The following is a 26,157-nucleotide window of genomic DNA, read 5'->3' on the forward strand; positions in this document are numbered from 1 at the left end:
TGATTGAAACACCGAAAAATACACTTGTCAAATTCTGTTAAAAAAATCTTAAAATTCATATTGAATTATTGAAAAATCATTGTAATTTTGCAAAAAACAAATGAAAAAATATCTACGCTCTCCTTTTCTAACTTTCTATCTGTCAAGCCTCCTGATTTCCTGTGCAAATTATGGTGACGCCTTGATTTACAAAAATAAAGAGTTCAAAGTTTCGAAAGTAAAAACCGTTCTCTATTTCAATCCAGAAGTTTTTCCGGATATCAATGAGATCAAAGAACCAACCTACACAGCCTTCTACAGCGCAACGTCTGACAAGATGAAATCTCTTGGAAATATCAAGTATCTACAGGTTGACACCCCAATTTCCTTCGATGATGTCGATAGCAAGACCGTGAAAGAGATCTGCGAAAACAACAACGCCGATGTTGCCATCATCCCAAAAGTTAAATATTTCAAGGTGGGATTTGGGAAATATGTCTTTTCAAATCAGGTGATTGTGAGTATGAAACTTTACGATTCCAAAGGCCATTTTATTATGGAAACTTCGTACGATACGTACAAAGGCAACGGCAGATTGCTTGGTTCTGCATCTAATTCTGTGATCATAGGAACCAAAGGTGCGATCAGAAAAATCCACAAAGAACTGACGAACTAGAATTTTCTTCAAAAAAAGCAGTTTTATTCACATTATATTAATCTATTTCTAAAGGAATTCTTTCAGATTTTAATACTTTTGCAATGCAAAATTCTAAACGATCGAGAATCCAGAAATCATATTAAATCCAGCCGACGTCGCAGAATCACTGAGCAAATTGCCAGTGAAAGAACGTCTGTTGCAATTTCTGAAATTACCCAAGTCCGAGAAAGCGGACGTTTTTTCGCACTTGGATCCTGATTTCCAGGAAGAAACGATTAGAAGCATTGCGAGCCACGAGGTTTCTGACATCTTGAACGAAATGTCACCCGATGACAGAACCCAATTGTTTGAGGATTTTCCGGATGAATTGATCAAATCATCGATCAATCTTTTAAATCCGCAGGAAAGACGTGTGGCTTTAAAACTTTTAGGTTACGAAGCTGATTCCATTGCGCGATTGATGACGCCTTATTACGTTCAGATCCGTAAAGAATGGACGGTAAAACGTTGTTTGCAGCAAATCAAAAAAGTGGGAAAAAAAGTGGAAACACTTAACTTCCTCTATGTTGTTGATGAAAAGAATATTTTGATCGATGACATCACAATCGGTTCTCTTCTATTGGCGGACGAAGAGCAACTTATCTCTGAACTGACCGATGACCATTTTGTAGCTATCAAAACGACAACTTCCAAAGAAGATGCGGTTCCATATTTTGAAAAATATGACCGAAGTGCTTTACCAATCATCACAGAAAATGGTGTCTTGGTGGGAATTGTAACAATTGATGATATCCTAGATCAGATCGAATCTCAGAATACCGAAGATATCCAGAAGTTTGGAGGTTTGGACGCATTGGATATGCCTTACACGCAAACTTCCATTTTTGAAATGGTAAAAAAACGTGGATTCTGGCTGATCGTACTTTTCTTCTCCGAAATGTTGACCGCTTCTGCGATGGGTTATTTTGAAGATGAAATTCAAAAAGCGGTCGTTCTGGCTTTGTTTGTTCCATTGATCATTTCGAGTGGTGGAAACACGGGTTCTCAGGCTGCAACACTTATCATTAGAGCAATGGCTCTTCAGGAAATTGGTCTGAAAGATTGGTGGTACGTGATGAAAAAGGAAATCTTCACCGGGCTTTTTCTGGGAAGTATCCTAGGTATTATTGGATTTATGCGGATCGCTTTTTGGCAGAAAGTCGGACTTTTCGACTACGGCGAACATTGGGCTTTCGTAGGATTGAGTATCGGAATTTCTCTAATGCTCATCGTACTTTGGGGAACTATCTCTGGATCTATGGTTCCATTTGTCCTCAAAAAACTGAAGCTGGATCCTGCAACTTCTTCGGCTCCGTTTGTGGCAACGCTTGTGGATGTTACCGGTTTGATTATCTATTTCTCTGTTGCCGGATTATTTCTGACAGGAAAACTTCTTTAAATACTTTCACAAACATTTCGACTTCACTGACTGTGACATTCTAATATCGACAAATCTTCAATCTAGGCGAAGCGCGCCCCGGCTTGAGTGGAAATCCTTTTTTGCGGCTGGAAAAGCGATGGCAAAAAGATTGGGAACGGAAGACGGATAAAGGCGCCCAAATATTTAGCAACAAACAAAAATGCCACCTTAGAAAAGATGGCATTTGTAATTGATATGACTTATTTTTATTTCAATTTGTCAACGAAATTGTCTGTGTAATCTTTTTGAGATGCAAGGACCACTTTCTTAGCTTGGTCTGCGCCGTAGATCAGATCGATCTTCACTTTTGCAGGCTCAGTTGGTAAGTTTTTGTAGCTTAGGAAGTAGTGCAAAAGACGGTTAACCTCTGCAGTTGGCAACTCAGAAATGTCTCTGATGTGGCCATAAACCTGATCTTCCACCAAAACTGCGATGATCTTGTCATCTGCCTCACCTTTGTCGATCATTTGGAAACCTCCGATCGGTATCGCTTGCAAAAGGATGTTACCAGACGTGAAGTTGTGTGAGCTCAAAACGCAGATGTCCAAAGGATCGTGATCACCTTCTGTAACGTCTGTTGCGCCAGTTGCTACGGCAAGATTCTTTACTTCTTCTTCGCAATATGTTCTTGGCACAAAACCGTACATTGCCGGGATGATGTTGGAGAATTTTTGTGGACGATCTACTTTCAGGTAGCCACTTTCTTTGTCAACTTCATATTTGATGGTGTCTGTAGGAACGATCTCTACGAAAACGTTTACAATCTCCGGAGAATTGTCTCCAGCTGAAATCCCGTGCCACGGATGGGCTTTAAAGTTTGGAATCATGTATTTTTTAGTGTTTATATTATTTTGTTAAGTTCTTTTCTAAGATTCTCGATCGTGTCGGAAATATAATCTTCAGAATTGAGGTAGCTCATCAGGAAAACGGTTTTGAAATCTTCCAGTTTTGAGTTCTCATTCATTTCCTCGTAGGTTTTGCGAAGACTTTGAAGAATGTTATTTTTACTGGTGATAATGTCCTGCCAGGAGGATTTGGAAATATATAATTGCTGAGAAGCATTGTACTCAAATTCCTCGATGATGTTTTTTTCGGTAAGGAAGATAAATTCGTGTGGCTGAAGGTTTTTATCAAATTTCATCACGAGATTTGACGGTTTCAGACGTTCTAGAAAAAGTGTCATTCTTTCTAAAGCCTGCAGTTTGATCTCGCTGTTGGTTTTGGTGGCCAGAAAATTGATTTCCTGTTTTTTGAGCTTCATAAAGCCATGCACGAACTGTCTTGCAAAAACCAAAAATGGCAAAGCAATGATCATCGCAGCAGCGTAGGGAAAATATTCTGAATCAAACATATCTAAAATCGGACTGCAAAATTAAGAAAATTTTAGCCAATTTTTGATGATATCTTTCTTGGAATTTTGAATCACATGATATTCTTGCAGATCGGACCCAAAACTTTTGAAGAAAACCTCGATGCCACGGATGCTTCCGCCCATGAAATTGAAGGCTTTGGTTTCGATATTCAAATCTAAGATCCTGTCTATCAAGAAAGATGCGCCATTATGGTTTTTCAGAGGTTCGTTATTCAAAAGTCCGAGAAGCGAGAAATAGTTTTCATTATTAATCAAAACTGCGACGTTTGTTAAATTTTCTTCATAATAACTTCCGAACATTTTCAATTGCTTTTTCGCGTCTAGAAACAGAAGATATTGAATGAAAAAATCCATATCACTCTCCTTTTCCAAACCTTTGAAATTATTTCTGATGAATTCCAAAATATCTTTTTGCGCGAATACTTCTCTGAACTCAAGATATTGCGCGGTCTTCACAGTGGATTTTCTTCCTTTGAAATATTTTTTGCGTCTGAGAAAAGCGTATTCCTGAACTGGAAGATAGAAATTTTTCTTGGTAACGAGTTCGGTTTCAAAGTCATTGTGGAAATTGAAACTATAATTGATAACGTTGTAATTGGTTTTTAAAAACTTTAGGAATTTTTCATTGATGACTTTATCAGACTTCCCGAAAATCCCCAATTGCTGACAGAACAAAGGCATCAAAACCAATTTAAAAAAAGTCTTTTTCACAAACGGAATCGGCATCACAGCTTCGTAATCACCAAAAACCAAAAGTTCCCAGTTTTTACTCAAAAAATCGAGCGTTTCTTTTTCACAGTAGAAATTTTTCTGGGCAGAATTTTCTATGCAATTGTTGTATTTTTTGAAATCAATATCTTGATACTTAACTCTTTCTATCATTATAAAATCCCTTCGTCTTTAAAACTATAATAATTATTTTGCGTCAGAATCAAGTGGTCCAGCAAATCGATGTCCAGCAATTTTCCTGCGTCTTTAATTTTCTGAGTGATGTTGATATCTTCCTTGCTCGGTTTCAAACTGCCAGCAGGATGATTGTGAGCTACGATAATTTGAGTGGAAAAATGTTCCAAAGCCGTTTTGAAAACCACACGAACATCAGCAACAGAACTCGCGATTCCGCCTCGGAAAAGGCAGGTTTTGTATAAGATTTTGTTTTGATGATTGAGGAAAATCGCCCAAAATTCTTCCGTTTGCAAATCCGACAGATGTGGTTGCAAAATCTCGAAGGCATCTTTGCTACTGCTGATTTGCTGTCTTTCCAAAACTTCTTGTTGAGACTTTCTATTCCCAATTTCCAAGGCTGTGGCAATAGAAATGGCTTTTGCCTCGCCAACACCTTTGAATTTTGTCAAGTCTTTGATTGATAATTGACTGAGCCGATGCCAATTGTTTTCGACTGAATTTAAAATCCTTCTTGCCAATTCCACTGCAGATTCATCCCGATTTCCGCTTCCCATAATGATGGCCAACAGCTCCGAATCTGAAACTGCCGATTTCCCCTTCAATAGGAATTTTTCTCTTGGGCGGTCGTCTTCCGCAAGGGATTTTAGGTTCAAGGTTTTTGGTTAAATTGTTTAATATCCATTAATCCTGTACCAGTTTTGTTCAATCTTCCAATTGTCCTTAGGATTATTTTTAATTTTACCTTCATAATATTTCATTTGCTCAGAATCATCAGTGTATATTAAGTAGGTCGATGGGGAATCAAAGAAATTTCTAAAGATAAAAAATTTCACCGTTTTTTGATTGGAGTTTTTTTCACTTTTAAAAATCCAAACATCATTTCCACCATTAGAAATAATAGGAAATTCAAATGGTAGTTCACAAATACCATTATTCCATTTCACATTAGGCTTTAATTCTCCTTTTTTGATTCTTCCTACAATCTCATTACGTTTATTTTTAAGAACCAACCAATCAATTTTTTCAATGCCTCTATTTGGTATCTCATAAAATCTGTAAAACGTAAGAAACAACAAAAGAGATAGTACAACAATATTTAAAATTCTAGCTTTAGAAATATTTTTCCGTTCATTATAAAATTTAAAAATTTGGTTTAAAATAAAAATTATTAAAGCTCCAACAGTTAGAAGCCAAACAAATGGCAACACAAAATATGGTGTCCAATAATAATTTATTAAAAGAATTATTGTCCAGACTAATAATAGTAATTTTAGTTTTTTATGCTTCAAATTTTAAATACATAAATTAATTATAAGCGTAAATTAATATTTTTTTGTCGGACTTATCAATATGTTGCTCCAAAATTTTAAAGAAATTATCAGAAACCATCGGGCAACCGAAACTTAAACAAATCTCGTCTTTCTGCTCCACATCCGGAACGCAACTCAATCTGTGCAAAACAATGGCTCTACTTCTCGCATTGCTATTGGTTTCATCAAGCCCGGTCAACCGATAAGACATCCCGAATTTTCCTTTGTATTTTTCTTCAACGATGTATTTTCCTAAAGACGAACAATGCGAACCATCTTTGTTGCTAAACTTTATAGTTCCATTTACTTTTCCATCTTCCGAACCGTCGCCGTGCGAAACCAACGCTTTTTGGATAATTGTCATCGATTTCAAATCCACTACAAAAAATCTGAATTTGGAAGACGAGATTGAGAAATCAATTAAAAAAGCTTTCTCCGAATTGTAATTTGATTTTTTGATAAAGTCTTTTAAATCTGCTATTTTCTGAGAAATTTTCGCTTCAGGATTTGCGGATTGAATGGATTGATTTTCCTGAGATTTGACTTCGCAGGAAATAAGGAGAAGTGAGAAAATTAAAAGTAAAAATGATTTCAAAAGAATGTGTTTACCAAACTAAACGGGAATTTCTAAAAAATAATATTGATGTTATTCGATTAGACTTTTAAAATATCCTTTCGCATTATAAATAGAATCATTAGGTGTAAATTTTATTTCTAATTCAATTTTGCCATAAATACTATCTCCTTTTTTATAATTTGATTTGTTTAAAGTCAATTTCTGTCGTTTAATAATATATGCTTCTGATTCTAAAAAATCAGAAGTAGAAACACCATCTGTATATGATTCTGCTGTTGTGTAAAAATAGTTTTTATACTTCAAAACGTTAATGTTTATGCCCGAAAAACCGTCTCCACTGTTGAATCTTAAAATTAGAAGATTTGGATATTTGGGGTTTAAGGTAGAATTAAAATTAGAACTTACAGTATCACTTTTATTTTCAAATAGCGCAAAATCAGTTTTTATTTTTGCTGATTCAGAATTTATAAAAAAATTCTGAAATATTTTTTTGTCAAGAATTTTAATACCTTTTGATTTATTTATATTCTCATCATAACTTATTTTGTTCCATTTTGAAACAAAGTAAAGTGCTCCTAAAACAGAAATAATAAGAATAAATAACAGTATAAGTTTAAGAATTCTTTTCACAAACTATCAATTGAATATCTACAAAACAATCTGCCCATCCTTCATTACCAACTTCCTATCCGTACTTTCCGCCAAAACAGAATTGTGCGTCACAATCACAAAAGTCTGATGATATTTGTCCCGCAAATCAAAAAATAATTGATGAAGTGCATCTGCATTTTTGGAATCCAGATTTCCAGTTGGTTCGTCTGCGTAGATGATTTTAGGCGAATTAATCAAAGCTCTCGCAACCGCAACTCGTTGAGATTCACCGCCTGAAAGTTGAGATGGTTTGTGATGTAATCGGCTGGCGATATTCAAATCTTCGAATAATGAATGTGCTTTTTCCAACACTTCTTTTTCAGAAATTCCACCAATTCTGGATGGTAAAAGAACATTTTCCAAAGCTGTAAACTCCGGCAACAACTGGTGATTTTGAAACACGAAACCAATATTCTTGTTCCTGAATTTAGACAATTCACGGTCTTTCATTTTAAGAAAACTGTTGCCATCTAAAGCGATATCTGTCCCGTATTTATCTGGGTCGGACGGATTGTCCAAGGTTCCTAAAATCTGAAGAAGCGTAGATTTTCCCGCGCCCGATTCTCCAACAATGGAAACGACTTCTCCTGCTTTTATCGTGATGTCAACGCCTTTCAGAACTTCCAGAGTTCCGTAGAATTTATGTATGTTTTTTGCTCGAATCATAATTTTGCTTTTGGCTTGTAGCGAATTGCTTTTGGCTTTTTTAATTAAATCTGTATTAAAAGTCTAACTTCTAACATCTAAAAATCTAATATCTATATTTTGGTCAATTTAGCAAATTTCAGGATAAGATTTTTCTCGCCTTCATTTTTGAAAATTACTTTTGCTTTGATGTTTTGAGGGTCTGTTCCGTCCAGAAACTCGACGGTACCAACGCCAAAACGGTCGTGTCTCACGTTGTCTCCTACTTCAATATCTTGCGAAGATTGCCCAGTAGGATTGATGATTTTTGCCGTTGCAACCGGTTTCAATTGTTTCGGAACTGGCGCATTGATATTTCTTTCCAGCGTTTTCTTTTCCTCTTTCTTTTTGAAAAATCGAGGTTCTGAAGGCGTATCATCGAAGATATTGGAGTCGATTCCGGAACGGTTGATGAATTTCAACTCATTCAAAGGATTGATTAATTCAATATATTTTGAATCGATTTCGCTTAGGAATCTTGACGGTTCTGCATCGGTAATTTTTCCCCATTGGAATCTGGAAACGGCGTACGTGAAGAAAACTTCCTTCTCGGCTCTCGTCAAGGCAACGTAGAACAAACGTCTTTCTTCCTCCAATTCTTCTCTGGTGGACGAACTCATAAAACTCGGAAAAAGATTTTCTTCCAATCCAACCAAGTGAACCACAGGGAATTCCAAACCTTTTGACAAGTGAATCGTCATCAACGAAACTTTGTTCGTATCATCGTCTTTATCATTTTGAGTATCAGAGGACAACGCTATATTTTCCATAAAATTGGACAAACTTGGGTCGCCGTCTTCAATCTGAATTTGTTCCTCGATAAAACCTTGCATCGAATTCAGCAATTCCTGAATGTTCTCGACTCTTGAAATGCCTTCCGGCGTTTGGTCTTCTTTCAGTAATTTGATGAGTCCGCTTCGTTTCGCAACTTCCATTGCGACATCGTAAACGTTATCGGTTTTCAACATCACTTGAAAGGCTTTTATCATCGCCCAGAAATCTCCGAGTTTTGTTAGAATTCCATTATTCAAGCCTAATTGTGGCGCATAGAATCCGAGATTATCCAAAACCTGCGTTGTCGGAACATTCTGAGAATCTGCAAAAACAATCAATTTATTTTGAGTCGTTTCTCCAATTCCTCTCGCTGGAAAATTGATGATTCTGGCCAAAGCTTCAGAGTCATTTTCATTGACCAAAAGTCTTAGGTAAGCCAACAAATCTTTTACTTCTTTCCTTTGGTAGAAAGATAATCCGCCATAAACACGATACGGAATATTCTTTTTTCTCAACGCATCTTCAAATGCTCTGGTTTGAGAATTGGTTCTGTAAAGAATCGCAAAATCCGAGAAATGGCGTTGTTGCGTATTGTGTTTCTCGAAAATATTGGCAGAGACAAAGTTGGCCTCGTCTGCATCAGAAAGGCTTCGGTAAACTTTTATCTTTTCCCCGACTTCATTTTCACTGAAAACATTTTTCTTGAACTGCTGTAAATTTTTGGAAATCACAACATTCGCCGCGTCCACGATATTTTGCGTCGAACGATAATTTTGTTCCAATGAAACCGTGACTGCATCGGGATAATCTTTTTTGAAATTCAAAATGTTGTAAATATTCGCGCCACGGAAAGAGTAAATGGATTGTGCATCGTCTCCAACCACGCAAATATTTTCAAATTTTGAAGCCAAAGCCTTGACAATCAAATACTGAGAGTGATTCGTATCTTGGTACTCATCCACCAAAATGTATCGGAATCGGTCTTGATATTTTGCTAGAACTTCTGGAAATCTCGTCAATAATTCATTGGTTTTCAATAACAAATCATCAAAATCCATCGCACCATTTCGGAAACAGGCTTCGACATATTTTTTATAAATCTCGCCAATCAATTTCATATTCGCCTTTTCATCGGCTTCCATCAATTCCGGATTGTTGAAATAAGCGTTAACCGTGATGAGATTATTTTTATACTGAGAAATCCTCGAAAGTACTTTCTTCGCTTTATAAATATCTGAATCGATGTTCAAATCTTTGATGACCTTCTTCATCACATTCAGCGCGTCCTGCATATCGTAAATCGTGAAGTTGGACGGATAGCCGAGATGGTGACCTTCGCTTCTCAAAATCCTTGCAAAAACCGAGTGAAAAGTTCCCATCCAGAGCGACTTGGCATCACTTGGACCTACGACTTTTGCGATACGCTCCTTCATTTCCTTCGCCGCTTTGTTGGTAAACGTCAACGACAAAATATTGAAAGGGTCTACTCCATTTTTTATCAGATGGGCAATCCGCATCGTGAGAACTCGGGTCTTGCCAGAACCTGCGCCTGCCAAAACCATCAACGGTCCTTGTAATGTGGTAACTGCCTCTAGCTGAGGCTCATTCAATCCTTTCAGATAATCCATTCTATTCTCGAAATTTTAAGATAACAAAAATAGCGTTTTTTATGCAATTTTCCAGTCCATTATCATTTGATTTTGGTCGATTATGGGTAATTTTGCACTTGTAAAAAATGAAATCCCAAACCACCATCAAATCTAATAAAATCAAAACTTGAAATCCGACTATCTAAAAAACGAACTCCTCTCCTTTTTCAAATTAAAACCTTCGCCAAGAAGCTGGCACATTCCTTTTCTGGCGGGACTTGCGGTTGGAATTCCGTTGATGTTTGGTTATTTTTTGGGCGATATCAGGTCTGCGCTCACGGCTAGTCTTGCAGGATTGGTCATCATTTATATTCCCAGCAACAGTGGATTTGTCGAGACGATGATGAAGATGTTTGTCTGCTCGTTTGGGATGATTATTTCGTACAGTTTGGGCTTGGCGTTTAGTTTTAATCTTTGGATTGCGTCTTTGGTTTTCGGGATTTTATCGACGGTTGCTTACTATGTTGCGAGATATTTCAATCTAAAACCGCCGGGAAGTTTTTTCTTTATAATGATGGCCTCAATGGCAATCGGACTTCCACACGCTCCGGAACTGATTCCAAAACGCGTTGGGATTTTCACAATTGGAACTTTGAGCGCTTGTCTTATTTGTTTGATTTACAGTTTGTTGATTTCGAAAAAAGAATTAAATAAGAATGTTACAACTTTTAACATCAATCCTTATGTCAATCTCGTAGAATCCTTTATTATCGGGATTTGTATGCTGGTTTCGGTGTTTGTCGGAAAGTTTTTCAATCTTGATTATCCGTATTGGATTCCGATTTCCAGTTTGGCAGTTTTGCAAGGCGTAAATAGCTATCACATCTGGAAACGCGGTCTGCACAGGATTATCGGGACAACCATCGGACTTGGAATTGCTTGGTTGATTTTCTCTTACGTCACGTCTCCTTTATGGATTTGCATTTGCATTATCACACTTCAAATCATCGTCGAAATCTTAATCACAAGACATTACGCTTTGGCAGTGATGTTTCTTACACCAATGGGAATTCTCCTCGCCGAAACCGGAAGTTCTACTTCACTTGAACCCGATTACTTACTTCAAATGAGGTTTTTAGAAATTTTAATTGGAAGCGCAATTGGTTGCGTTGGCGGTTGGTTTTTGTATAATGAAAGAATCAGATTCAATTCCATCAAACATTTGAGAAGGTCAAAAGTGGTTTTGAGAAAGAGTTTCCAGAGAGCGAAATAAGCTTTAATGCATCGTAGCAATGTAAGCGAAAAGACACAAAACCGTTACTACCGCGAGAACTATTATCATATTATTAGCATCAGCCAAGTCGTTTTTGTTTTGCTTTCTTAAGTTTTTTGCCTCAGCAATCATAATTCCAAACCACGCAATCACAATCGCAAGCGCTAGAATAGCAAAACCAATTTCTCCACCAAGCGCGGCGACAAACAAAATCCCAAGCGTCAGAACCGACGCAATGATTAGAATCACGACTCTTATAATACTGTGAACCAACACGTTTTGCTTTGGAACGGGAAGATTTGAAATCTCTTTTTTATCTTCCTTGATATCGAACAATTCATTAAATTCTTCGTTCATATCACTTCTGTTTTTGATATAATTTGATGAAAAAAGAAGTAAGTCCTGCGTAGGCCAAAATCTGCAAGATACTGGTTACCAGATAGACATTTTCCGAAAAGCCATATCGCTGGAACATATACACCAATTGAATTAGAGTCAAGGTGATAAGGGAAACAACTGCTATTAAAGTGTAATTTTTCATCAATGTTATTTTAATTAAAGATTTTCAATGAGTGAGTTAAGTTTTTTAGAAATTGTTTCTTTTGAATAATCGCTGAAATCAAATGTAAGGTTTTTTACTTCAGAAAATTGCGATTGCAAATCTTTTTTCTCTTCAATAATGAATTCTAAATCAGAAGGATAAGTTGTGGGAAAAATTGCCAGTTTTCCATATTTGATGGCGTCGCCGATATTTCCGCTGATTTTAGTTTTTCTATAAATTTCCTTGACTGAGAAGAATTCAGTTTCAGTTTGAATGGGACAGTATAAAATGTCTGATTTTCTCATCCATTCATCAAATTTTTCTTGTTTTAATTTTTCTTCAAAATATTGAATATTAATATATTGAGGAATATCATTTGAAATTTGATTTAATCTTTCAAATTCTTCTCCAGAAGCTTTTCCAAGAAAAATAATTTCGTAATTTAGATTGACATCTTTGAAGTTTTTCAACTTTTTAAAGAACGAATAATAATCTCTCCTACTTTGTGAAACTGCACCAGGAATGACAATTCTAATTAAATCTTTTTCCGAATTTTCAGAAGTAAATTGATTAAAATAAATCGGCAGAAATTTCAGATGATTTTGTTTAGACATCAATTCATCAATTCCTAAAAGATTTTTTGCTCTTTGATAAACTTTGGATGATTCTAAAAGTCCTTCTTTCAGGAATAATTTTAGTCTGTATTGTTGGTCTTTTTTGAAAATACTTTTGAATAATTCCCATCTCGAAGCTTTTGTAAAGTTCAGATTATGAACTAAAATCGCAGTTTTATATTTGTTGACAATCGCCTTATAAAAATTGAAATGCCGATGAACCGTTCCAATGATTATCAAATCATAGTTTTTCTTTTTCAAGACTTCCAAAAGCTCGGAATAATCTGTCAAAAACACGTTGTCACCTTCTAATTTCAACAATTTGTAAATCTTATCCGAAAAATAAAAATCAACAGAAATCTCACCTGAATCTTTCGTCAATTCAAAGAAATTGTTGGCCAATTCAGCGTGTGTATCGAGTTCTATGTAAGCGATTTTCTTCATAATCCGAAGTTTTTGAAGAACTCTTTCCAACGCAGATTTCGGATAAAAGTAATTTCCTCTTTGTTCAATTCCCGCTTTTCATTTTGTTTCAAAAAAGAATTAATCGTTGTGAAAAACTCTTTCGCAGAACGGTTTTTAAAAGAAGATTTAGCTGAGGAAATCATCGCCAAAGGCAAGCTCAAACCAATATTGTAAAAATACTGTCCAAGTTTTTCCGCTTTCTGGTCTTTGTATTTATAAGCTGTCGGGCGCAAATGTTTGACCCAAATATCTTTGATTGTCGACACTTCCCAACCGTGTTTTTTTGCCAACAAAACATCCAGATTATCCCAACCTAAAACGGACCTAAGTCCATTTATCGCTTCAAAACATTCCTTCCTGTAAGCCTTTATTGGACCTCGAACGTGATTTTTGGACGAAAGATTTTCGAAAACCCAATTGTGATTTTTATTACTGAAATCGAAGAGATTTTCGCTCGGCAATTTCAGATTTTTAATTTGTGGATTTTGCTTGTAATTTCTGATGTAAACCAAGCCGGAAACCAATCCAGCTTTAGGATTTTCCTCAAAAACCTGATTGACTTTTTCAAGGTAATTTCTTGGAAAAACAATGTCTGCATCATACTTACAAATCACATCAAAACCTTTCCAATCCACAGATTCCAAACCTTTGTTGAAAGTCCGCACCACTTTTGCACCAGGCTGATGTTCAGAAGTATGGAGATTTAAAAGTTGGAAATTGGAAGTTGGAAGTTGGAAGTTTTCTGCGATTTCTTGGGTCTTATCGGTAGAACCATCATTCACAACCACACAGGTAAAGTCCTGAAAACTCTGCTTTTGCAAAGATTCCAGACACGAAACAATGCTCTGTTCTTCGTTGTGCGCAGGAATGATGATGAGAAATTTCAAATTAAATGATTATGTTAAATAAATCTTCAAGGTTTCAAAAACCTTGAAGGTTTGAATTATTAATATTAAAACTTATTCGATTTTAATTTCACTTCAAACAAAACTTCCGGCGTCTTTGGACTTTCAAATGTTGAAGTTTTATATTTTTTCTTTGTGAAAATAGCACACATCGTATTTTGTGGATGATAAAGATTATGATGCAATTCTTTTGGCAACGCATCCAAAATCGCCTTGAAAACTTCATATCGGATTTTCTCAGGATTGTAGGCGTAATCGTGCCACACAACCACTGTTTCGTCGTGAACCAAATGCTGAAAAACCTTTTCTGTGTCGTGTTTTACCATTTCGTAAGAATGGTCGCCATCTATGAAAATGAGATCATATTTTTTATTCAATCCAGCAAAATCATAGGTTTTGGTGTTGCCTTCAAGATGCAGGATTTTTGGATTTTTCTTGGATAAAATTCCGTGAAGTTCCGCATATCTTTTGTTCCAACCCATTGCTTCCATTTCTTCTTTGGAAAGGTTGAGTGTTGTACAATCATCAATTTCTTTCGCTACGTTCCATACACTTTCTCCTCGCCAAGTTCCAATTTCGAAATAAGAATTTTTTCCTTTAGATAAGGTCTTTAACAAAGCCAAATCTGTCGGAAGTGAACCGCCGTCCAAAATGCACAAATCAATGTTCGATTCAAAATTTCCGCCCGAAATTTCGTCCAAAGAAACTTCCGGAAGACTTAAAAATTGAGGATATTTTTTTTGAAATTCTTGTTTTCTAATATCATTCAAATCGAGAATAATATTGAGTAAACTTGGTTGTTTGATGATGTACTGAATGGCGTTCTTTAACTTCTGAAGCTTCGTCATTGATGATGGAAATTAGTTTTAAAAAATCTTCTAATTTGATTAGAAGCCGAAAGTTACTGATTTTTGGCAAATCATTAAAATAAATAGTTTTCACAGTCTACGAAAATTATACATTTATTAATATCAGAAAATTTTATAAAAATGATTTCCGTGGTATCTTTGCAGATTAATTTTTGAGTTATGGATGCAACGATTGAACAAAGCAAAAATATTTCTTATTCCCTTATTTCATATGTCTTCTTCACATTTATAGGTTATTTTATCATTGGATTATCATTATCGGTTTTACCTATTTTCATTAGCAAAGGTCTTGGTTTCAGTATGCTGGTTGCGGGAATTGTCATTAGTTTACAATATGTGATGACATTTTTGATGCGCGCCTATTCCGGTAAGATCATCGATAGCAAAGGTCCTAAACCTGCCGTTCTGGTAAGTATGCTGAGTTTCGCTTTTACAGGATTGGTATTGATAATGGCTTATTATTTCAAATTCTCCCCTATTGTAAGTTTGTCATTTTTAATTGTGACAAGGCTTTTTACAGGCTGTGCCGAGGGAATGATCGGTGCAAGTCCTATCAATTGGGCAATAATGGCCTTTGGCGAAAAACATACGGCGAAGATCATTTCTTATAATGGGGTCGCTTGTTACGGTGCTTTGGCTTTGGGTGCATCGTTAGGTGTGACCATTGTGAAGCATTTCAATTTTTATGGTTTAGGAATTCTCATTGTAGTCCTCGGAATTTTGGGATTTTTTCTAGCAAATACCAAAGAAAATAAAACTGGAGAATTATCGGAAGGTGAGCCAACTTCTTTTTGGAAAGTTTTGAGTAAGGTCGCACCTTATGGTCTGGGACTGGCTTTGGGCGGATTAGGGTTTGCTTCTATCTCTACATTTATCACGCTTTATTACGATTATTATCATTGGCAAAACGGAGCAATGTGTCTGTCGGTTTTCGGGATATTGTTTGTAGCAGGTAGATTGGTCTTTAGTAATGCGATCAACCGATTTGGTGGAATCAATGTTGCGATTGTGAGTCTGGCGGTAGAGACGCTTGGTTTAACGATAATCAGCCTGTCCTATCATCCTTATTTTGCATTGATCGGCGCTGGAATCACTGGATTGGGATTTTCATTGATATTTCCGGCTCTGGGCGTTATGGCGATGAAAACTGTTCCATCTTCCAATCAAGGTTCAGCTTTGGCTGGCTATGGATTGTTCATCGATATTTCTTTGGGAATCACTGGTCCGTTGATTGGTGGCGTAGCCGACATTTTTGGACTGAATTATATTTTCCCATTCAGTATTGGAATTGTGATGATAGGATTGGGATTGGTCTTTTATCTAAAAATGAAGTTGTCTGAATAAACTTTCCTGCCACAATTCTCACTAATTTCGCATTTTCAAATTTTTATGAAGAAAGTTCTCAACCTTTTTGATTTCTCTCAAAAAGTAAATTACAGAAACGAAATATTCGCTGGACTCACCGTTGCAATGACAATGATTCCGGAATCTTTATCGTTTGCGATTCTTGCTGGATTTTCGCCGTTGACAGGCTTGTACGCCGCTTTCATCATGGGATTGGTCACTGCAATTTTTGGAGGAAGACCTGGATTGATCTCTGGTGGTGCTGGTGCAACGGTGATTGTTTTGATTCCATTAATGATTTCCCACGGCATCGAATATGTTTTTGCGACCGTGGTTTTGGCCGGAATCATTCAGATCTTTGTGGGGATCTTTAAGTTGGGAAAATTCATTCGGCTTGTTCCGCAACCTGTGATGTACGGTTTTGTGAATGGTTTGGCAATTGTGATTTTTATGTCGCAGATCAATCAGTTCAAAATCCAAGGTTCGGAAAATTGGTTGTTTGGAAGTCCTTTGTATATAATGCTAGGCTTGGTTGCGTTGACGATTTCTGTCATTTTAATATTTCCAAAATTGACAAAAAAGATTCCGGCTTCTTTGGTGGCAATTGCTGTCACTTTTGCTTTAGTAATGATTTTCGGAATTCAGACCAAGAATGTGAATGACATTGCTAATATTGCAGGCGGTTTTCCACCGTTTCACATTCCGGATGTCGAGATGTCTTATGAAGTTCTTAAGGTCATTTTCCCATTTGCCTTAATCATGTCAACCGTTGGATTGACGGAAGGTTTGCTCACATTAAATTTAGTTGATGAAATCACAAACACAAAAGGAAACAGCAACAGAGAATGCGTTGCACAAGGAACTGCCAATATTCTCAATGGATTCTTTACAGGAATGGGCGGATGTCCGATGATTGCGCAGACTTTGGTCAATCTTTCGGCTGGAGCTAGAGCCAGATTATCTGGAATCATCGCTGCTTTGGTTATTCTTTTCATCATCCTTTTCGGAGCTCCTGTGATTGGAAAAATGCCCGTTGCCGCTTTGGTTGGCGTGATGATCATGGTTGCTGTTGGCACGTTTGAATGGGCAAGTTTCAAAGCTATCAAGAGATTTCCGAAATCTGATATTTTTGTGATGGTTGTTGTGACATTGATAACGGTTTTCCTTCACAATTTGGCTTTGGCAGTTTTGATTGGCGTGATTATTTCGGCTTTGGTGTTTGCTTGGGAAAGTGCGAAAAGAATCAGAGCGAAGAAATATATTGATAATCATGGCGTAAAACATTACGAGATTTTTGGACCATTATTTTTTGGTTCGACGACCACTTTTGCTGAAAAATTTGATGTGATGGATGACCCGGAAGAAGTGGTTATTGATTTCAAGGAAAGTCGTGTGGTGGATATGTCTGCCATTGATATTTTGAATAAAATCACGGAACGCTATCAAAGTCAAGGGAAAACTGTTCGTTTGAAACATTTGAGTTCTGATTGTTTGAGATTGATAAAGAATGCGGAAAATGTGGTGGCTATTAATATTATTGAAGATCCGGAGTATCAAGTTTTGAGCGACTGATTTTTTTATAAGGAATTTTAGTTTTTGTTGGTCTTCGAGAGCCTCAGACTGACAGCTTTTTAGTTTTGATATAATTGATGTTTCTAAATCGCTAATTGATTTTTTATAAGGAATTTTTAGTTTTTTTATGTCTTCGAGAGCCTCAGACTGAAAATGTTAAGTTCTTCTGACTTACGTTGTTTAATGTCTCGCAGATTTGCTCATAATTATTTTTTTGACTTAATTTCAAACGACCTTTACAATGGTTAGATCTTCGACTCCGCTCAGACTGACAATGGATTGATGCTGGAAATTTGAGTTGGGTTTGTCACACTGAGCGGAGTCGAAGTGTTTTCATTTGAAAGATAATAGTTTTGATGAAACCATAATCTTGATTTACAGACAAAACCCATAGCCCCGATTGCAGTGGAAATCCTTTTTTGCGTTTGCGAAAAGTTCTATTGAGAGGTAAATCGTTGGGCAAAAAAGATTGCAACGGAAAGCGGGAAATAGCTCCAAATTAAAAATAAAAATATCTGTACGAGGATGCTAAATAGCTCCTAATTAATCTCTCGAAAACTCGATTTTCAGAATTCGATAAAAAACACGATTTTTGCAGTCTCAAATTTTATTATGTCTTTAGAACAAGAAATCAGCAGGAGAAAAACTTTCGGGATCATCTCTCACCCCGATGCGGGAAAAACGACGCTTACAGAGAAACTTCTTCTTTTTGGAGGCGCGATCCAGGAAGCGGGCGCGGTAAAATCCAACAAGATCAAAAAAGGAGCAACCTCCGATTTTATGGAGATAGAGCGCCAGAGAGGGATTTCCGTAGCGACCTCGGTTTTGGCTTTTGAGTATAAAGGCCACAAGATCAATATTTTGGACACGCCAGGACACAAGGATTTTGCTGAAGATACGTATAGAACTTTAACGGCTGTTGACTCCGTGATTGTCGTGATCGACGTTGCAAAAGGGGTTGAGGAACAGACGGAAAAGCTGGTTCAGGTTTGTAGAATGCGAAATATTCCGATGTTGGTTTTCATCAATAAATTGGATCGTGAAGGTAAAGATGCCTTCGATCTTCTGGATGAAGTTGAACAAAAATTGGGTCTTCGTGTGACGCCACTTTCTCTGCCAATCGGCATGGGAGCGGACTTCCAAGGGATCTATAATATTTGGGAAAAGAATATCCAATTGTTTTTGGAAGAGAAAAAACAGAAAGTTGGTGAGGCGATTAAATTTGATGACATCAATGATGCTCAAATCGATGAATTGGTTGGGGCAAAAGCGGCGGCGACGCTTCGTGAGGAATTGGAATTGGTGGAATCCGTGTATCCGGAATTTGACCGAGATGACTATATGAAAGGCGATCTGCAACCGGTTTTCTTCGGTTCAGCTTTGAATAATTTTGGGGTTCGTGAGTTGTTGGATGCTTTCATCGAGATTGCGCCGAAGCCTCAGCCAAAGGAAAGTTCGACAAGAGTGGTGAAACCTGAAGAGAAAAATTTCACTGGATTTGTTTTCAAGATCCACGCGAATATGGATCCGAAGCACAGAGACCGTTTGGCCTTTGTGAAGATCGTTTCCGGAACTTTTAAAAGAAATGAAAACTACCTGCTTGTAAGAGAAGGCAAAAAGATGAAGTTCTCCTCGCCCAACGCTTTCTTTGCGGACAAAAAAGAAGTGGTGGACGAGAGTTTTCCAGGCGATATCGTGGGACTTCACGATACTGGAAATTTCAGGATTGGTGATACTTTGACGGCTGGTGAGAAGATCAGTTTCAAAGGAATTCCGAATTTCTCTCCAGAACATTTCCGTTACATCAACAACGATGATCCGTTGAAAGCGAAACAGTTGGCCAAAGGAATTGACCAGCTGATGGACGAAGGTGTTGCTCAGCTTTTCACTTTGACGATGAACAACAGAAAGATCATTGGAACAGTTGGAGCGCTACAGTACGAGGTTATCCAATACCGTTTGGAGCACGAATATGGCGCAAAATGTAACTACGAACCAATCGGAATCCATAAAGCTTGTTGGGTGGAAGCGGACGAAAGGTCTGAGGAATTCCAGGAATTTGCAAGATTGAAACAAAGGTTCCTAGCGAGAGATAAATATGACCAATTGGTTTTCCTTGCAGATTCATCTTTCACGATCGTGATGACGCAGGAGAAGTTTCCGAATGTGAAGTTGCATTTTATCAGTGAGTTTAATAATGCAAATTAGAATATACATAAGCATCCAACATTTGGGTGCTTTTTTTATAAATCCTTTGCAAATCGAATTTAATTCAAATATGCCTTCACTTCGTCTATATTATTATCATTAAAAATCAAATGTATTATAATTGGCATTTTGCCTTTTCTGTAAAGTAAAGCCAGCACCAGATTTCCATTGATTTTTGATTTTGTATCGATGATAACATTTTCCCGATCGGGGGAATTAATACTCAGATATCTTTTGCTCAAATGCTTTGTCTGAATTCCCAGTTTTCCAAAACCTTCGCTCAATTCGTATGAATAGAAACTCCAGTCGTCCATTGCAGTGAAGTACGCGTCAGCTTCTGGTGAATTTTCATCTTTGAAGGTTTTTGTTTCCGGATCGAAGATGATCAGTCGGGTTTCCGAGATCGTCTCTATTTCTTTTGAATCTAGATTTTTTGGCGATTTGTAAGAAACGATCTGCATTGGATTTTCTATGGAAATACCTTTTATAATGTTCCAGCCTTCATCAATCCTTCCAAATTCATTAAAGAAAAATGTGGTGTCGCCACGTTGTTTTCCTATCACATAATCGTCGTGTTCTATGTAATTTCCGTAGGTTTTGGTCTTCATCAATTCGGTAATAAAATCGCCGTCTGTATCAAATCTGGCCTGACCTTTGATCTCTCCATTTTTGAGATACAAAACAGAACCGCCATTCGCAGAAAACAAATGTTGCACTTGATCTCTAGGACTTTCTGTGACTGGTTTATCTTGAACAACTAATGTATCTTTTTCCACCGATTTTTTAGTCGAAATCTGTTTCTCTTCTTTTTTACAGGAGAGAGAAATGATGGAAATTATAATTAGGAAAGTGCTTTTAAGATTCATGCTCGATTGTTATTAATAATTAATGACATCTTTTAAATTAGGAAATTCGAAGGCATTGTCGCCCACTTGAAATGAATTCATTTTGATAGGCTTGATCTTCTTATTTGTTTTTTGAGAGTCAATGACTTTGATCTCACCAGTGTCACAATTTTCTTTGTTTTTCTTATAAGTCGCATCACCTGTGCTGATGTTGTAATCAAATTTCACATCGTAGTCGCAGGGTGCTCCGTAATGTACTGACGCTCCTATCAGATACCAATCTGCATTTTGAAAACGGTAACGATGTGTGTACGACCATTTGTCGCGGCTGCCACCAAAATGTTTGATGACAATGCTTTTTTTAGAGATTGAGATTCCACTGAAGGGATTTCCCATCATTCCACCACTTCCCGAAGTCAGTAAAGGAGCAGTGGTCTGATTCCAAAGTTTCCATTTTCCATTTTCTCTTTTGAAGATTGCGAGAACTTGCTCCGTGTCGCCGTCACTTATACTTGGCATTTCGTACACGGTCACAGCTTCTTCCGCACCATCATCGTCCAGGTTTCCGTAGGCTGTAGCTTTTAATTTCCAATATTTTGGCGTAAAATCTTTGATGTCCTCAGCGACTTTCTTAGTAATTTCGGTATCATAATTATCACTGTCAATGGCTTGCTTTTTTTCATCGAGTTGAGCTTGGTTTTTGTCAGCAGCGTTCGGGATATCAGCTCTTATTTTATTGATGATCTCTGGAATTTTCGGAAGCGTGAAAGATTGTTCTTTGGTGTCGGAATTATAATAAGTTATTTCGCGGTATTCGACCGTCAGCAATTTTTTCTTTTGGAGAACGCCATTATTAGTATCGCTGTAATAGATCTTTTTTACGACCCAATTATTTTCCTTATCATAGTGATATTCATTTTCAAAGCGTCCGCCAATTGAACCGTCATAAAAAGTAGTTTGATCAAAGGTCAGATTTCCATATTGATCATATTTGGTCAATTTTTTTGAACCCACTTCTGTTCCTTTTTGCTGGTAGATTGTTTCTGTACTCTCGGTATAATCTGAGTTATAATCGAATTCGATCTTATGTTCCAAACCTTCTTCATTGTGCCAGATCTCAGAGATCAAGTGTCCCTTTTTATCGTATTTGAAAAACACTTTTCGTCCGGGGAAAACATAGCCATCAATTTCATCTACTTTGAAAATGCCGTCTTGAAGCGATAACTTTTGAAATTTGGATTGAAAAAGTGGCGAAACCTTTGTTAGATTTTTATCAGTAAAACTGTAGATCTTATCAGGATTTTTATTTGAGTCTTCGTCAATTTCCGAAATGGTAATTTTCTTTTGATCAGCTGAATCTTTTATTTTATAAGTGATGTATTTTTCGAATGTTGTTTTATCTGCATTTTTCTCCAGCCCAATTTCTTCAGAAAGGATTCCATCTTTGTCATAAAAAAGCCAGGCAGAATTCAGGGATTTTCCGTATTCGCCTTTGTTTTGAATTTCTCTCAAGATCAAATGATTAGAATTTTCATCGTAATAATATTTGGTCTCAAAATTTTGAGCTTTGTGAAAACTCCTTCTTCCATCTTTTCGATAGATCGTGTAATCTTGCAAACCGACCGTTTTTCCTTCAACGGTTTTCTTTTCAGATGATTTTTGATAGTTGTCCGACGAATAATTTTTGACCGAATAGACCTGACCAAGAAACTTCCCTTTTTCCTCATATGATTCTCTGATCGGAAAATTGTCCAGATTTTCATTGATCAAAGCGTTGGAAGTATTTTGTGAACAAGCCAACGTACTCAGAAAAATAATTGAAAAGAAAAATAATTTCATCACTTTAATATTTATCATCTAATGTCTATTATCACAGTCTTTGTATAGTTCAGGATAGGAATTGTCCAGAAACGTGATTGCACTGCAACCAAAAGACTGCGACAAAAAACCAAAAACAACAGGCGGTTTTCCTTTGAAGAGATTCCCAGTCCATTGATTTTCATTAGTAACATCATCTTCGACGTAATTGAGCGGATAAAATTCTGCGCCTTCTCCTTTTGTGATGGTTTTATCCAATATCACTTTTCCTCCTTTAGTGGCGACTAGCTTTCGTTCTCTGATTTCATTTTCTGACGTCAGATCCTGAAGATAGCAATCCAGATTTCCAACCTTATATTGATAGGTTTTTCCATGCTTAAGCTTCGAAACTATCTTGACGGGAAAATCTTTTTCATTCACTTTTTTCCATCTTACAGGTTCTAATTTCTGCTCAGCAAAAGGATTTTCTTTCCCAAAATAAGCTAATGAATATTCGGTTGTATCCATAGATCTTTCACGGTCCACTTTCTCATACAACTGAAAACCGATCATGTAATCATCATTATATATCTCTTCACCTTCGCTACTGTAGAAATTCAGGTTTGCAACAGCCTTCAGACTTTTGATTGGAAATTTATTCAAATGATTTTCCTTATAATTGTAGAGGTAAAGCGTATCATTTTCCGATAGTTTGGTTCCTTTGAGAAATTTTTCTCTGTAGAATGGCGGCAGCTCAAAATGTTTCAATTTTGCGAAAGGGATATTCTTTTGATTTTTTATGATGTCAGGAGGAACCGTGATAGAATCCATATAAACATCAGACAATGAAACGAATATATCACTTCCCTCTCCATTTTCCATCGTATATAGATCATAAATATGAAAATCGTCAAAACTGATTTTTTTCTCAGAAATTGTGTCTTTTTTTACTTCAATTTTCTGAGGGATTTCTTTCTTGGCTTGCTTGCTCTCAACTTTTTTACAAGAAAAAAACAGCATTGAGATTGATAGGTAAAGAAGTGCTTTTGTCATGATGTACCTTGCGTTTTTCCAAATTTATCAATAAATATTTTATCTTTAAAGAAATTTTTAACTTGGAAACACAAGAGATCATCGAGCGTTTTGCCATTCTGTGCATTTCGATCGTCGCAATTTATTATTTCACGAACAAAAATAGGAGGTTCAGATTGCATCCACTTTTTAGCTTGGTCAGCATTTGTACATTTTTTATGTGTTTGATCTTCAAACAAGTTGAGATGACCGTGGGAATCGGATTTGGACTGTTTGCTGTTTTCTCGATTTTGCGATTTCGAACCGAGAGTTTTTCAATCCAGACCGTTATCTTTTTATTTGTTTCCATCACGCTTTCTATGTTGGATATCCTTTTGCCAATCGACCATTTAGAGTTTTTGTTGGGGATCAATCTGGTGATCGTACTATGTTATGTTTACCTTAATTTCCTCGAGAAAAAAACACCTTCTTCTTCTGAAAAGAATGTCATCGAGATCATCGTTTCTACAGATTTTATGAGCCTGGATGAAACTGAAAAGAGAGTATTCCTGTCCGAAAGGATCCAGTTCAAAACCTTCAGTTATCAGATCAAAACCATCAATCTGATCGAGAATGTTGTCATCATCAAAGTTTCCTATTAATCCATATAAGCTCTTGCTTGCTTGATGTAAAGCGTTCTGTTTGCTCCAACGATTTTAAATTCGATATCCAAAGGCATCTGTTTATCAGCGATTTTATATTTCTTCCAAAGCGAGTACATTCTGCTTTCGATTTTCGGCGAAATTTTGAACAAGGTCTCTATTTCCGAAGTTTTAAGAATTGGTTTTTTATCATTAAGGCTCGATGTTGAGCGGTAATCCACACTCAACTTATTGTCCAGATAATTGAAGTTGTGAACATAGAACTCGTCGCAAGTGACACCAATTTCTGGCTTCACAACAGATTCTTCCCCTTTTTGAACATTGACTGTAATGCCTTTGTACTCTTTGCGATAAATATTTTTCGTGATCAGAACGCCATTTGCCAACTCATCCGGAAACGAACGGTGAACCAGAATTCCCATCGCGCAAGACAAGTGATCGATATTGAAGATCTCCCGCTCGTGATAAGCTCTCTCATTCCAAAAACTTGCCCATACATCCAAGATCGCCTTCTCAACCGTTTTCAATGAATCGCCTAATTTTGCTGATTTGGAATCGTACAAACCGGCACCATTGAAACCAGCAAGATCTTCCGCATTGGTGGAGGAACGGAATTTGAAATTCTTGAATTCACTCTGCTGATTTAAAGTATTCGTTACCAAATTGATAAGTTCAGGGTCAACTTTCGATTTCTTGATGGTTTTTCTTAAGGCCTTTAATTTTTCATCAATAAGTCTAATTGAATCTTTTGGAAGCGCAAGGATCTCGCTAATTTCCTTATCAAAATGATTGTTCTTGATGTGCTCATCATAGTAATAGAAAGGAATCGCGTAAGCATACTCAGGCGTTTTGAAGTTTTTCAATTCCTTTTCCACGATTTTCAAAAGTCCAAGATTCGTGGCTTTGGAACCAATGATATTTTGTGGACTTTGCGGCAAAGTTTTATTGAGATCGATGAGTTCTTTAACTTCAAGATTCTTTGTAAGCGTAATTCTGGGTTTTGCTTTTGTGATTTTGATCGGCTTTGTTGTTAGATTCAATTTATAGTTGTCATCGTTCACGACCAGTTCTACTTTTTTATCAATTAGATTATTAATCTTGCTTTTCTCAAAAGCTTCTGTATCCACGTACAAAGGAATATTTCTATTTTTCGCCAAGAGAACTAAATGACTCAACGGTGTTTGAAATTCCGTAACGATGATTGCTTTTACATTTGGAATGATCTCCGGCGTCGAGTTGATAATGATGATCTCATTCTCATTCGGATAGAATTTTGGATTTGATTTCAAGTCATATTTCTTCAAAATCCCAATCGCACTACCCTTTTCCACAGATTGCTCTGTAAGATTTTGGAAAATAAAATCAGAATAAACAGTTGGGATCTTCAAAGTCTGTTTTTGATTGAGCGCGATCAATCTTGGTGTGCTCAGGTAGAATTTGACCTTTGAACCAAAGAACACATTCTTTTTGACTTCATTAAAGAAAAACTGAATGAGTTGCGCATTCATCTGGTCGGAAGCTGCCAATTCCAAAACCCAATCGTCGGATTTTTCTATGTAATTGAGATTTCCCAAAAGATACCTTCTATAGCCAGTTCCATTGTAACTGACGTCATTAAAAGATTCCAAACCAGCCGGAAATCCAAGCACTTCTTCACAGAAATTATGATGGTATTTGTACTTCACGCTATTGAAAAAGTAAATCTTTTTTGAAGGATGATCATAAACGACTTTTACAGATTTGATGTTGGTAAATTTGTCCGTCAACGGTTTTCCAGCCAAATTGATGAACTGCTGTTTTTGCGTGATTGAATGAACAAAATCCTTTTGAGCAAAGAAAAATACGGAAGTCAGAAAATAAAATAGGATCAATAACTTTTTCATCATTATCATGGATTGTGAAATGCAATTTAAAATTTAATTCCTGAATATCGGGATTTTTTTGTCTCAAAAATTGAAATTAATTCTTGTAAATCATTTGTAAAATAAATTCAAATATTTGATTATCAATTAATTAAAATATTACAAGAATAATCCATTTCATTTACAAATCAATCGTTGAAAGCCTCGGTAGTTTTACATCAACAAAATTA

The 26,157-nt window shown here is 36.6% G+C and carries 25 protein-coding genes; 7 read left to right on the top strand and 18 right to left on the bottom strand.

Translation table 11 applies throughout. The annotated features are described in order from the left end of the window. Nucleotides 1-100 precede the first annotated feature (100 nt). Entirely contained in the window at nt 101-655 is a 555-nt protein-coding gene (locus BMW39_RS18550; RefSeq protein WP_034979138.1) for a hypothetical protein, read from the top strand. A gap of 100 nt (nt 656-755) precedes the next feature. Beyond that, entirely contained in the window at nt 756-2,075 is a 1,320-nt protein-coding gene (mgtE, locus tag BMW39_RS18555) for a magnesium transporter (RefSeq protein WP_034979135.1), read from the top strand. Between the two features lie 227 nt (nt 2,076-2,302). Here mgtE and BMW39_RS18560 read toward each other — a convergent pair whose 3' ends face one another. The 9 genes from BMW39_RS18560 to BMW39_RS18600 form a co-directional block, all read right to left on the bottom strand. After that, nucleotides 2,303-2,923, bottom strand: a complete 621-nt coding sequence (locus BMW39_RS18560; RefSeq protein WP_034979132.1) for an inorganic pyrophosphatase — start codon at nt 2,921-2,923, stop codon at nt 2,303-2,305. 14 nt (nt 2,924-2,937) lie between these two features. Further along, complete coding sequence (locus BMW39_RS18565) at nt 2,938-3,447, bottom strand: DUF7935 family protein (RefSeq protein ID WP_034979129.1); 510 nt, start codon at nt 3,445-3,447, stop codon at nt 2,938-2,940. 21 nt (nt 3,448-3,468) lie between these two features. Continuing rightward, nucleotides 3,469-4,350 (bottom strand): hypothetical protein, encoded by an 882-nt coding sequence (locus tag BMW39_RS18570; protein ID WP_034979124.1) that lies wholly within the window; start codon nt 4,348-4,350, stop codon nt 3,469-3,471. Further along, the gene (gene radC / locus BMW39_RS18575) at nt 4,350-5,027 is read right to left on the bottom strand and encodes a RadC family protein (RefSeq protein ID WP_034968242.1); all 678 of its coding nucleotides are present in this window, start codon (nt 5,025-5,027) and stop codon (nt 4,350-4,352) included. The genes BMW39_RS18570 and radC overlap by 1 nt, the downstream gene beginning before the upstream one ends. A gap of 18 nt (nt 5,028-5,045) precedes the next feature. After that, on the bottom strand, nt 5,046-5,663 hold the full coding sequence (locus BMW39_RS18580) for a hypothetical protein (RefSeq protein ID WP_034979121.1): 618 nt from the start codon (nt 5,661-5,663) through the stop codon (nt 5,046-5,048). A gap of 16 nt (nt 5,664-5,679) precedes the next feature. Next, nucleotides 5,680-6,279: a murein L,D-transpeptidase catalytic domain-containing protein gene (locus BMW39_RS18585; protein ID WP_086045792.1), complete on the bottom strand. Its 600-nt coding sequence runs from the start codon at nt 6,277-6,279 to the stop codon at nt 5,680-5,682. 51 nt (nt 6,280-6,330) lie between these two features. Beyond that, on the bottom strand, nt 6,331-6,891 hold the full coding sequence (locus tag BMW39_RS18590) for a hypothetical protein (protein WP_034979116.1): 561 nt from the start codon (nt 6,889-6,891) through the stop codon (nt 6,331-6,333). Nucleotides 6,892-6,909: 18 nt separating this feature from the next. Next, the gene (locus BMW39_RS18595; protein WP_034979113.1) at nt 6,910-7,578 is read right to left on the bottom strand and encodes an ABC transporter ATP-binding protein; all 669 of its coding nucleotides are present in this window, start codon (nt 7,576-7,578) and stop codon (nt 6,910-6,912) included. Between the two features lie 92 nt (nt 7,579-7,670). Beyond that, the gene (locus tag BMW39_RS18600; protein WP_034979109.1) at nt 7,671-9,998 is read right to left on the bottom strand and encodes an ATP-dependent helicase; all 2,328 of its coding nucleotides are present in this window, start codon (nt 9,996-9,998) and stop codon (nt 7,671-7,673) included. Between the two features lie 148 nt (nt 9,999-10,146). Here BMW39_RS18600 and BMW39_RS18605 point away from each other — a divergent pair, with 148 nt between their 5' ends. Next, a complete protein-coding gene (locus tag BMW39_RS18605; protein WP_034979106.1) occupies nt 10,147-11,232 on the top strand; it encodes an FUSC family protein in 1,086 nt (361 codons plus the stop codon). 3 nt (nt 11,233-11,235) lie between these two features. On the opposite strand, the gene BMW39_RS18610 is transcribed toward BMW39_RS18605, so the two are convergent. The 5 genes from BMW39_RS18610 to BMW39_RS18630 all read right to left on the bottom strand — a co-directional run bounded on the left by BMW39_RS18610 (nt 11,236) and on the right by BMW39_RS18630 (nt 14,605). Further along, on the bottom strand, nt 11,236-11,589 hold the full coding sequence (locus tag BMW39_RS18610; protein WP_034979103.1) for a hypothetical protein: 354 nt from the start codon (nt 11,587-11,589) through the stop codon (nt 11,236-11,238). A gap of 1 nt (nt 11,590) precedes the next feature. Next, nucleotides 11,591-11,773 carry a hypothetical protein gene (locus tag BMW39_RS18615; protein ID WP_034979100.1) on the bottom strand — a complete coding sequence of 61 codons (183 nt, stop codon included), beginning with the start codon at nt 11,771-11,773 and terminating at the stop codon, nt 11,591-11,593. 14 nt (nt 11,774-11,787) lie between these two features. Then, entirely contained in the window at nt 11,788-12,831 is a 1,044-nt protein-coding gene (locus tag BMW39_RS18620) for a hypothetical protein (protein WP_034979097.1), read from the bottom strand. Next, nucleotides 12,828-13,739 (bottom strand): glycosyltransferase family 2 protein, encoded by a 912-nt coding sequence (locus tag BMW39_RS18625; protein WP_034979096.1) that lies wholly within the window; start codon nt 13,737-13,739, stop codon nt 12,828-12,830. Before BMW39_RS18625 ends, BMW39_RS18620 begins: the two co-directional genes overlap by 4 nt. 65 nt (nt 13,740-13,804) lie before the next feature. Beyond that, the gene (locus BMW39_RS18630; protein WP_034979093.1) at nt 13,805-14,605 is read right to left on the bottom strand and encodes a class I SAM-dependent methyltransferase; all 801 of its coding nucleotides are present in this window, start codon (nt 14,603-14,605) and stop codon (nt 13,805-13,807) included. 180 nt (nt 14,606-14,785) lie between these two features. Here BMW39_RS18630 and BMW39_RS18635 point away from each other — a divergent pair, with 180 nt between their 5' ends. The 3 genes from BMW39_RS18635 to BMW39_RS18645 all read left to right on the top strand — a co-directional run bounded on the left by BMW39_RS18635 (nt 14,786) and on the right by BMW39_RS18645 (nt 19,750). Further along, complete coding sequence (locus tag BMW39_RS18635) at nt 14,786-15,970, top strand: MFS transporter (protein WP_034979089.1); 1,185 nt, start codon at nt 14,786-14,788, stop codon at nt 15,968-15,970. Nucleotides 15,971-16,015: 45 nt separating this feature from the next. Next, complete coding sequence (locus tag BMW39_RS18640; protein ID WP_034979086.1) at nt 16,016-17,542, top strand: SulP family inorganic anion transporter; 1,527 nt, start codon at nt 16,016-16,018, stop codon at nt 17,540-17,542. Nucleotides 17,543-18,154: 612 nt separating this feature from the next. Beyond that, nucleotides 18,155-19,750 (top strand): peptide chain release factor 3, encoded by a 1,596-nt coding sequence (locus BMW39_RS18645; RefSeq protein WP_034979085.1) that lies wholly within the window; start codon nt 18,155-18,157, stop codon nt 19,748-19,750. 59 nt (nt 19,751-19,809) lie between these two features. Here the strand turns inward: BMW39_RS18645 and BMW39_RS18650 are convergent, their stop codons facing one another. From BMW39_RS18650 to BMW39_RS18660, 3 genes are read right to left on the bottom strand one after another with little or no spacing between them, the layout of a single operon-like run. Next, complete coding sequence (locus BMW39_RS18650) at nt 19,810-20,616, bottom strand: hypothetical protein (RefSeq protein WP_034979083.1); 807 nt, start codon at nt 20,614-20,616, stop codon at nt 19,810-19,812. Between the two features lie 12 nt (nt 20,617-20,628). After that, nucleotides 20,629-22,452, bottom strand: coding sequence for a hypothetical protein (locus BMW39_RS18655; RefSeq protein WP_051880082.1), 1,824 nt, complete (start codon nt 22,450-22,452; stop codon nt 20,629-20,631). Then, complete coding sequence (locus BMW39_RS18660; RefSeq protein ID WP_034979081.1) at nt 22,453-23,445, bottom strand: hypothetical protein; 993 nt, start codon at nt 23,443-23,445, stop codon at nt 22,453-22,455. Nucleotides 23,446-23,507: 62 nt separating this feature from the next. Here BMW39_RS18660 and BMW39_RS18665 point away from each other — a divergent pair, with 62 nt between their 5' ends. Beyond that, nucleotides 23,508-24,065: a DUF4956 domain-containing protein gene (locus tag BMW39_RS18665; RefSeq protein WP_165569374.1), complete on the top strand. Its 558-nt coding sequence runs from the start codon at nt 23,508-23,510 to the stop codon at nt 24,063-24,065. Here BMW39_RS18665 and BMW39_RS18670 read toward each other — a convergent pair. Next, nucleotides 24,062-25,951, bottom strand: a complete 1,890-nt coding sequence (locus BMW39_RS18670) for a PEP/pyruvate-binding domain-containing protein (RefSeq protein ID WP_034979079.1) — start codon at nt 25,949-25,951, stop codon at nt 24,062-24,064. The genes BMW39_RS18665 and BMW39_RS18670 overlap by 4 nt on opposite strands. Nucleotides 25,952-26,157: the final 206 nt, after the last annotated feature.

Origin of the sequence: Epilithonimonas lactis (assembly GCF_900110605.1) — a bacterium.
In the GTDB taxonomy this organism is placed as follows: Bacteria; Bacteroidota; Bacteroidia; order Flavobacteriales; family Weeksellaceae; genus Epilithonimonas; species Epilithonimonas lactis.

Coding starts and splice junctions, on each gene's coding strand:
- BMW39_RS18550 (WP_034979138.1), top strand. CDS start 101: ATGAAAAAATATCTACGCTCTCCTTTTCTAACTTTCTATCTGTCAAGC.
- BMW39_RS18560 (WP_034979132.1), bottom strand. CDS start 2,923: ATGATTCCAAACTTTAAAGCCCATCCGTGGCACGGGATTTCAGCTGGA.
- BMW39_RS18565 (WP_034979129.1), bottom strand. CDS start 3,447: ATGTTTGATTCAGAATATTTTCCCTACGCTGCTGCGATGATCATTGCT.
- BMW39_RS18570 (WP_034979124.1), bottom strand. CDS start 4,350: ATGATAGAAAGAGTTAAGTATCAAGATATTGATTTCAAAAAATACAAC.
- BMW39_RS18595 (WP_034979113.1), bottom strand. CDS start 7,578: ATGATTCGAGCAAAAAACATACATAAATTCTACGGAACTCTGGAAGTT.
- BMW39_RS18600 (WP_034979109.1), bottom strand. CDS start 9,998: ATGGATTATCTGAAAGGATTGAATGAGCCTCAGCTAGAGGCAGTTACC.
- BMW39_RS18610 (WP_034979103.1), bottom strand. CDS start 11,589: ATGAACGAAGAATTTAATGAATTGTTCGATATCAAGGAAGATAAAAAA.
- BMW39_RS18615 (WP_034979100.1), bottom strand. CDS start 11,773: ATGAAAAATTACACTTTAATAGCAGTTGTTTCCCTTATCACCTTGACT.
- BMW39_RS18620 (WP_034979097.1), bottom strand. CDS start 12,831: ATGAAGAAAATCGCTTACATAGAACTCGATACACACGCTGAATTGGCC.
- BMW39_RS18630 (WP_034979093.1), bottom strand. CDS start 14,605: ATGACGAAGCTTCAGAAGTTAAAGAACGCCATTCAGTACATCATCAAA.
- BMW39_RS18635 (WP_034979089.1), top strand. CDS start 14,786: ATGGATGCAACGATTGAACAAAGCAAAAATATTTCTTATTCCCTTATT.
- BMW39_RS18640 (WP_034979086.1), top strand. CDS start 16,016: ATGAAGAAAGTTCTCAACCTTTTTGATTTCTCTCAAAAAGTAAATTAC.
- BMW39_RS18645 (WP_034979085.1), top strand. CDS start 18,155: ATGTCTTTAGAACAAGAAATCAGCAGGAGAAAAACTTTCGGGATCATC.
- BMW39_RS18650 (WP_034979083.1), bottom strand. CDS start 20,616: ATGAATCTTAAAAGCACTTTCCTAATTATAATTTCCATCATTTCTCTC.
- BMW39_RS18655 (WP_051880082.1), bottom strand. CDS start 22,452: ATGATAAATATTAAAGTGATGAAATTATTTTTCTTTTCAATTATTTTT.
- BMW39_RS18660 (WP_034979081.1), bottom strand. CDS start 23,445: ATGACAAAAGCACTTCTTTACCTATCAATCTCAATGCTGTTTTTTTCT.
- BMW39_RS18670 (WP_034979079.1), bottom strand. CDS start 25,951: ATGATGAAAAAGTTATTGATCCTATTTTATTTTCTGACTTCCGTATTT.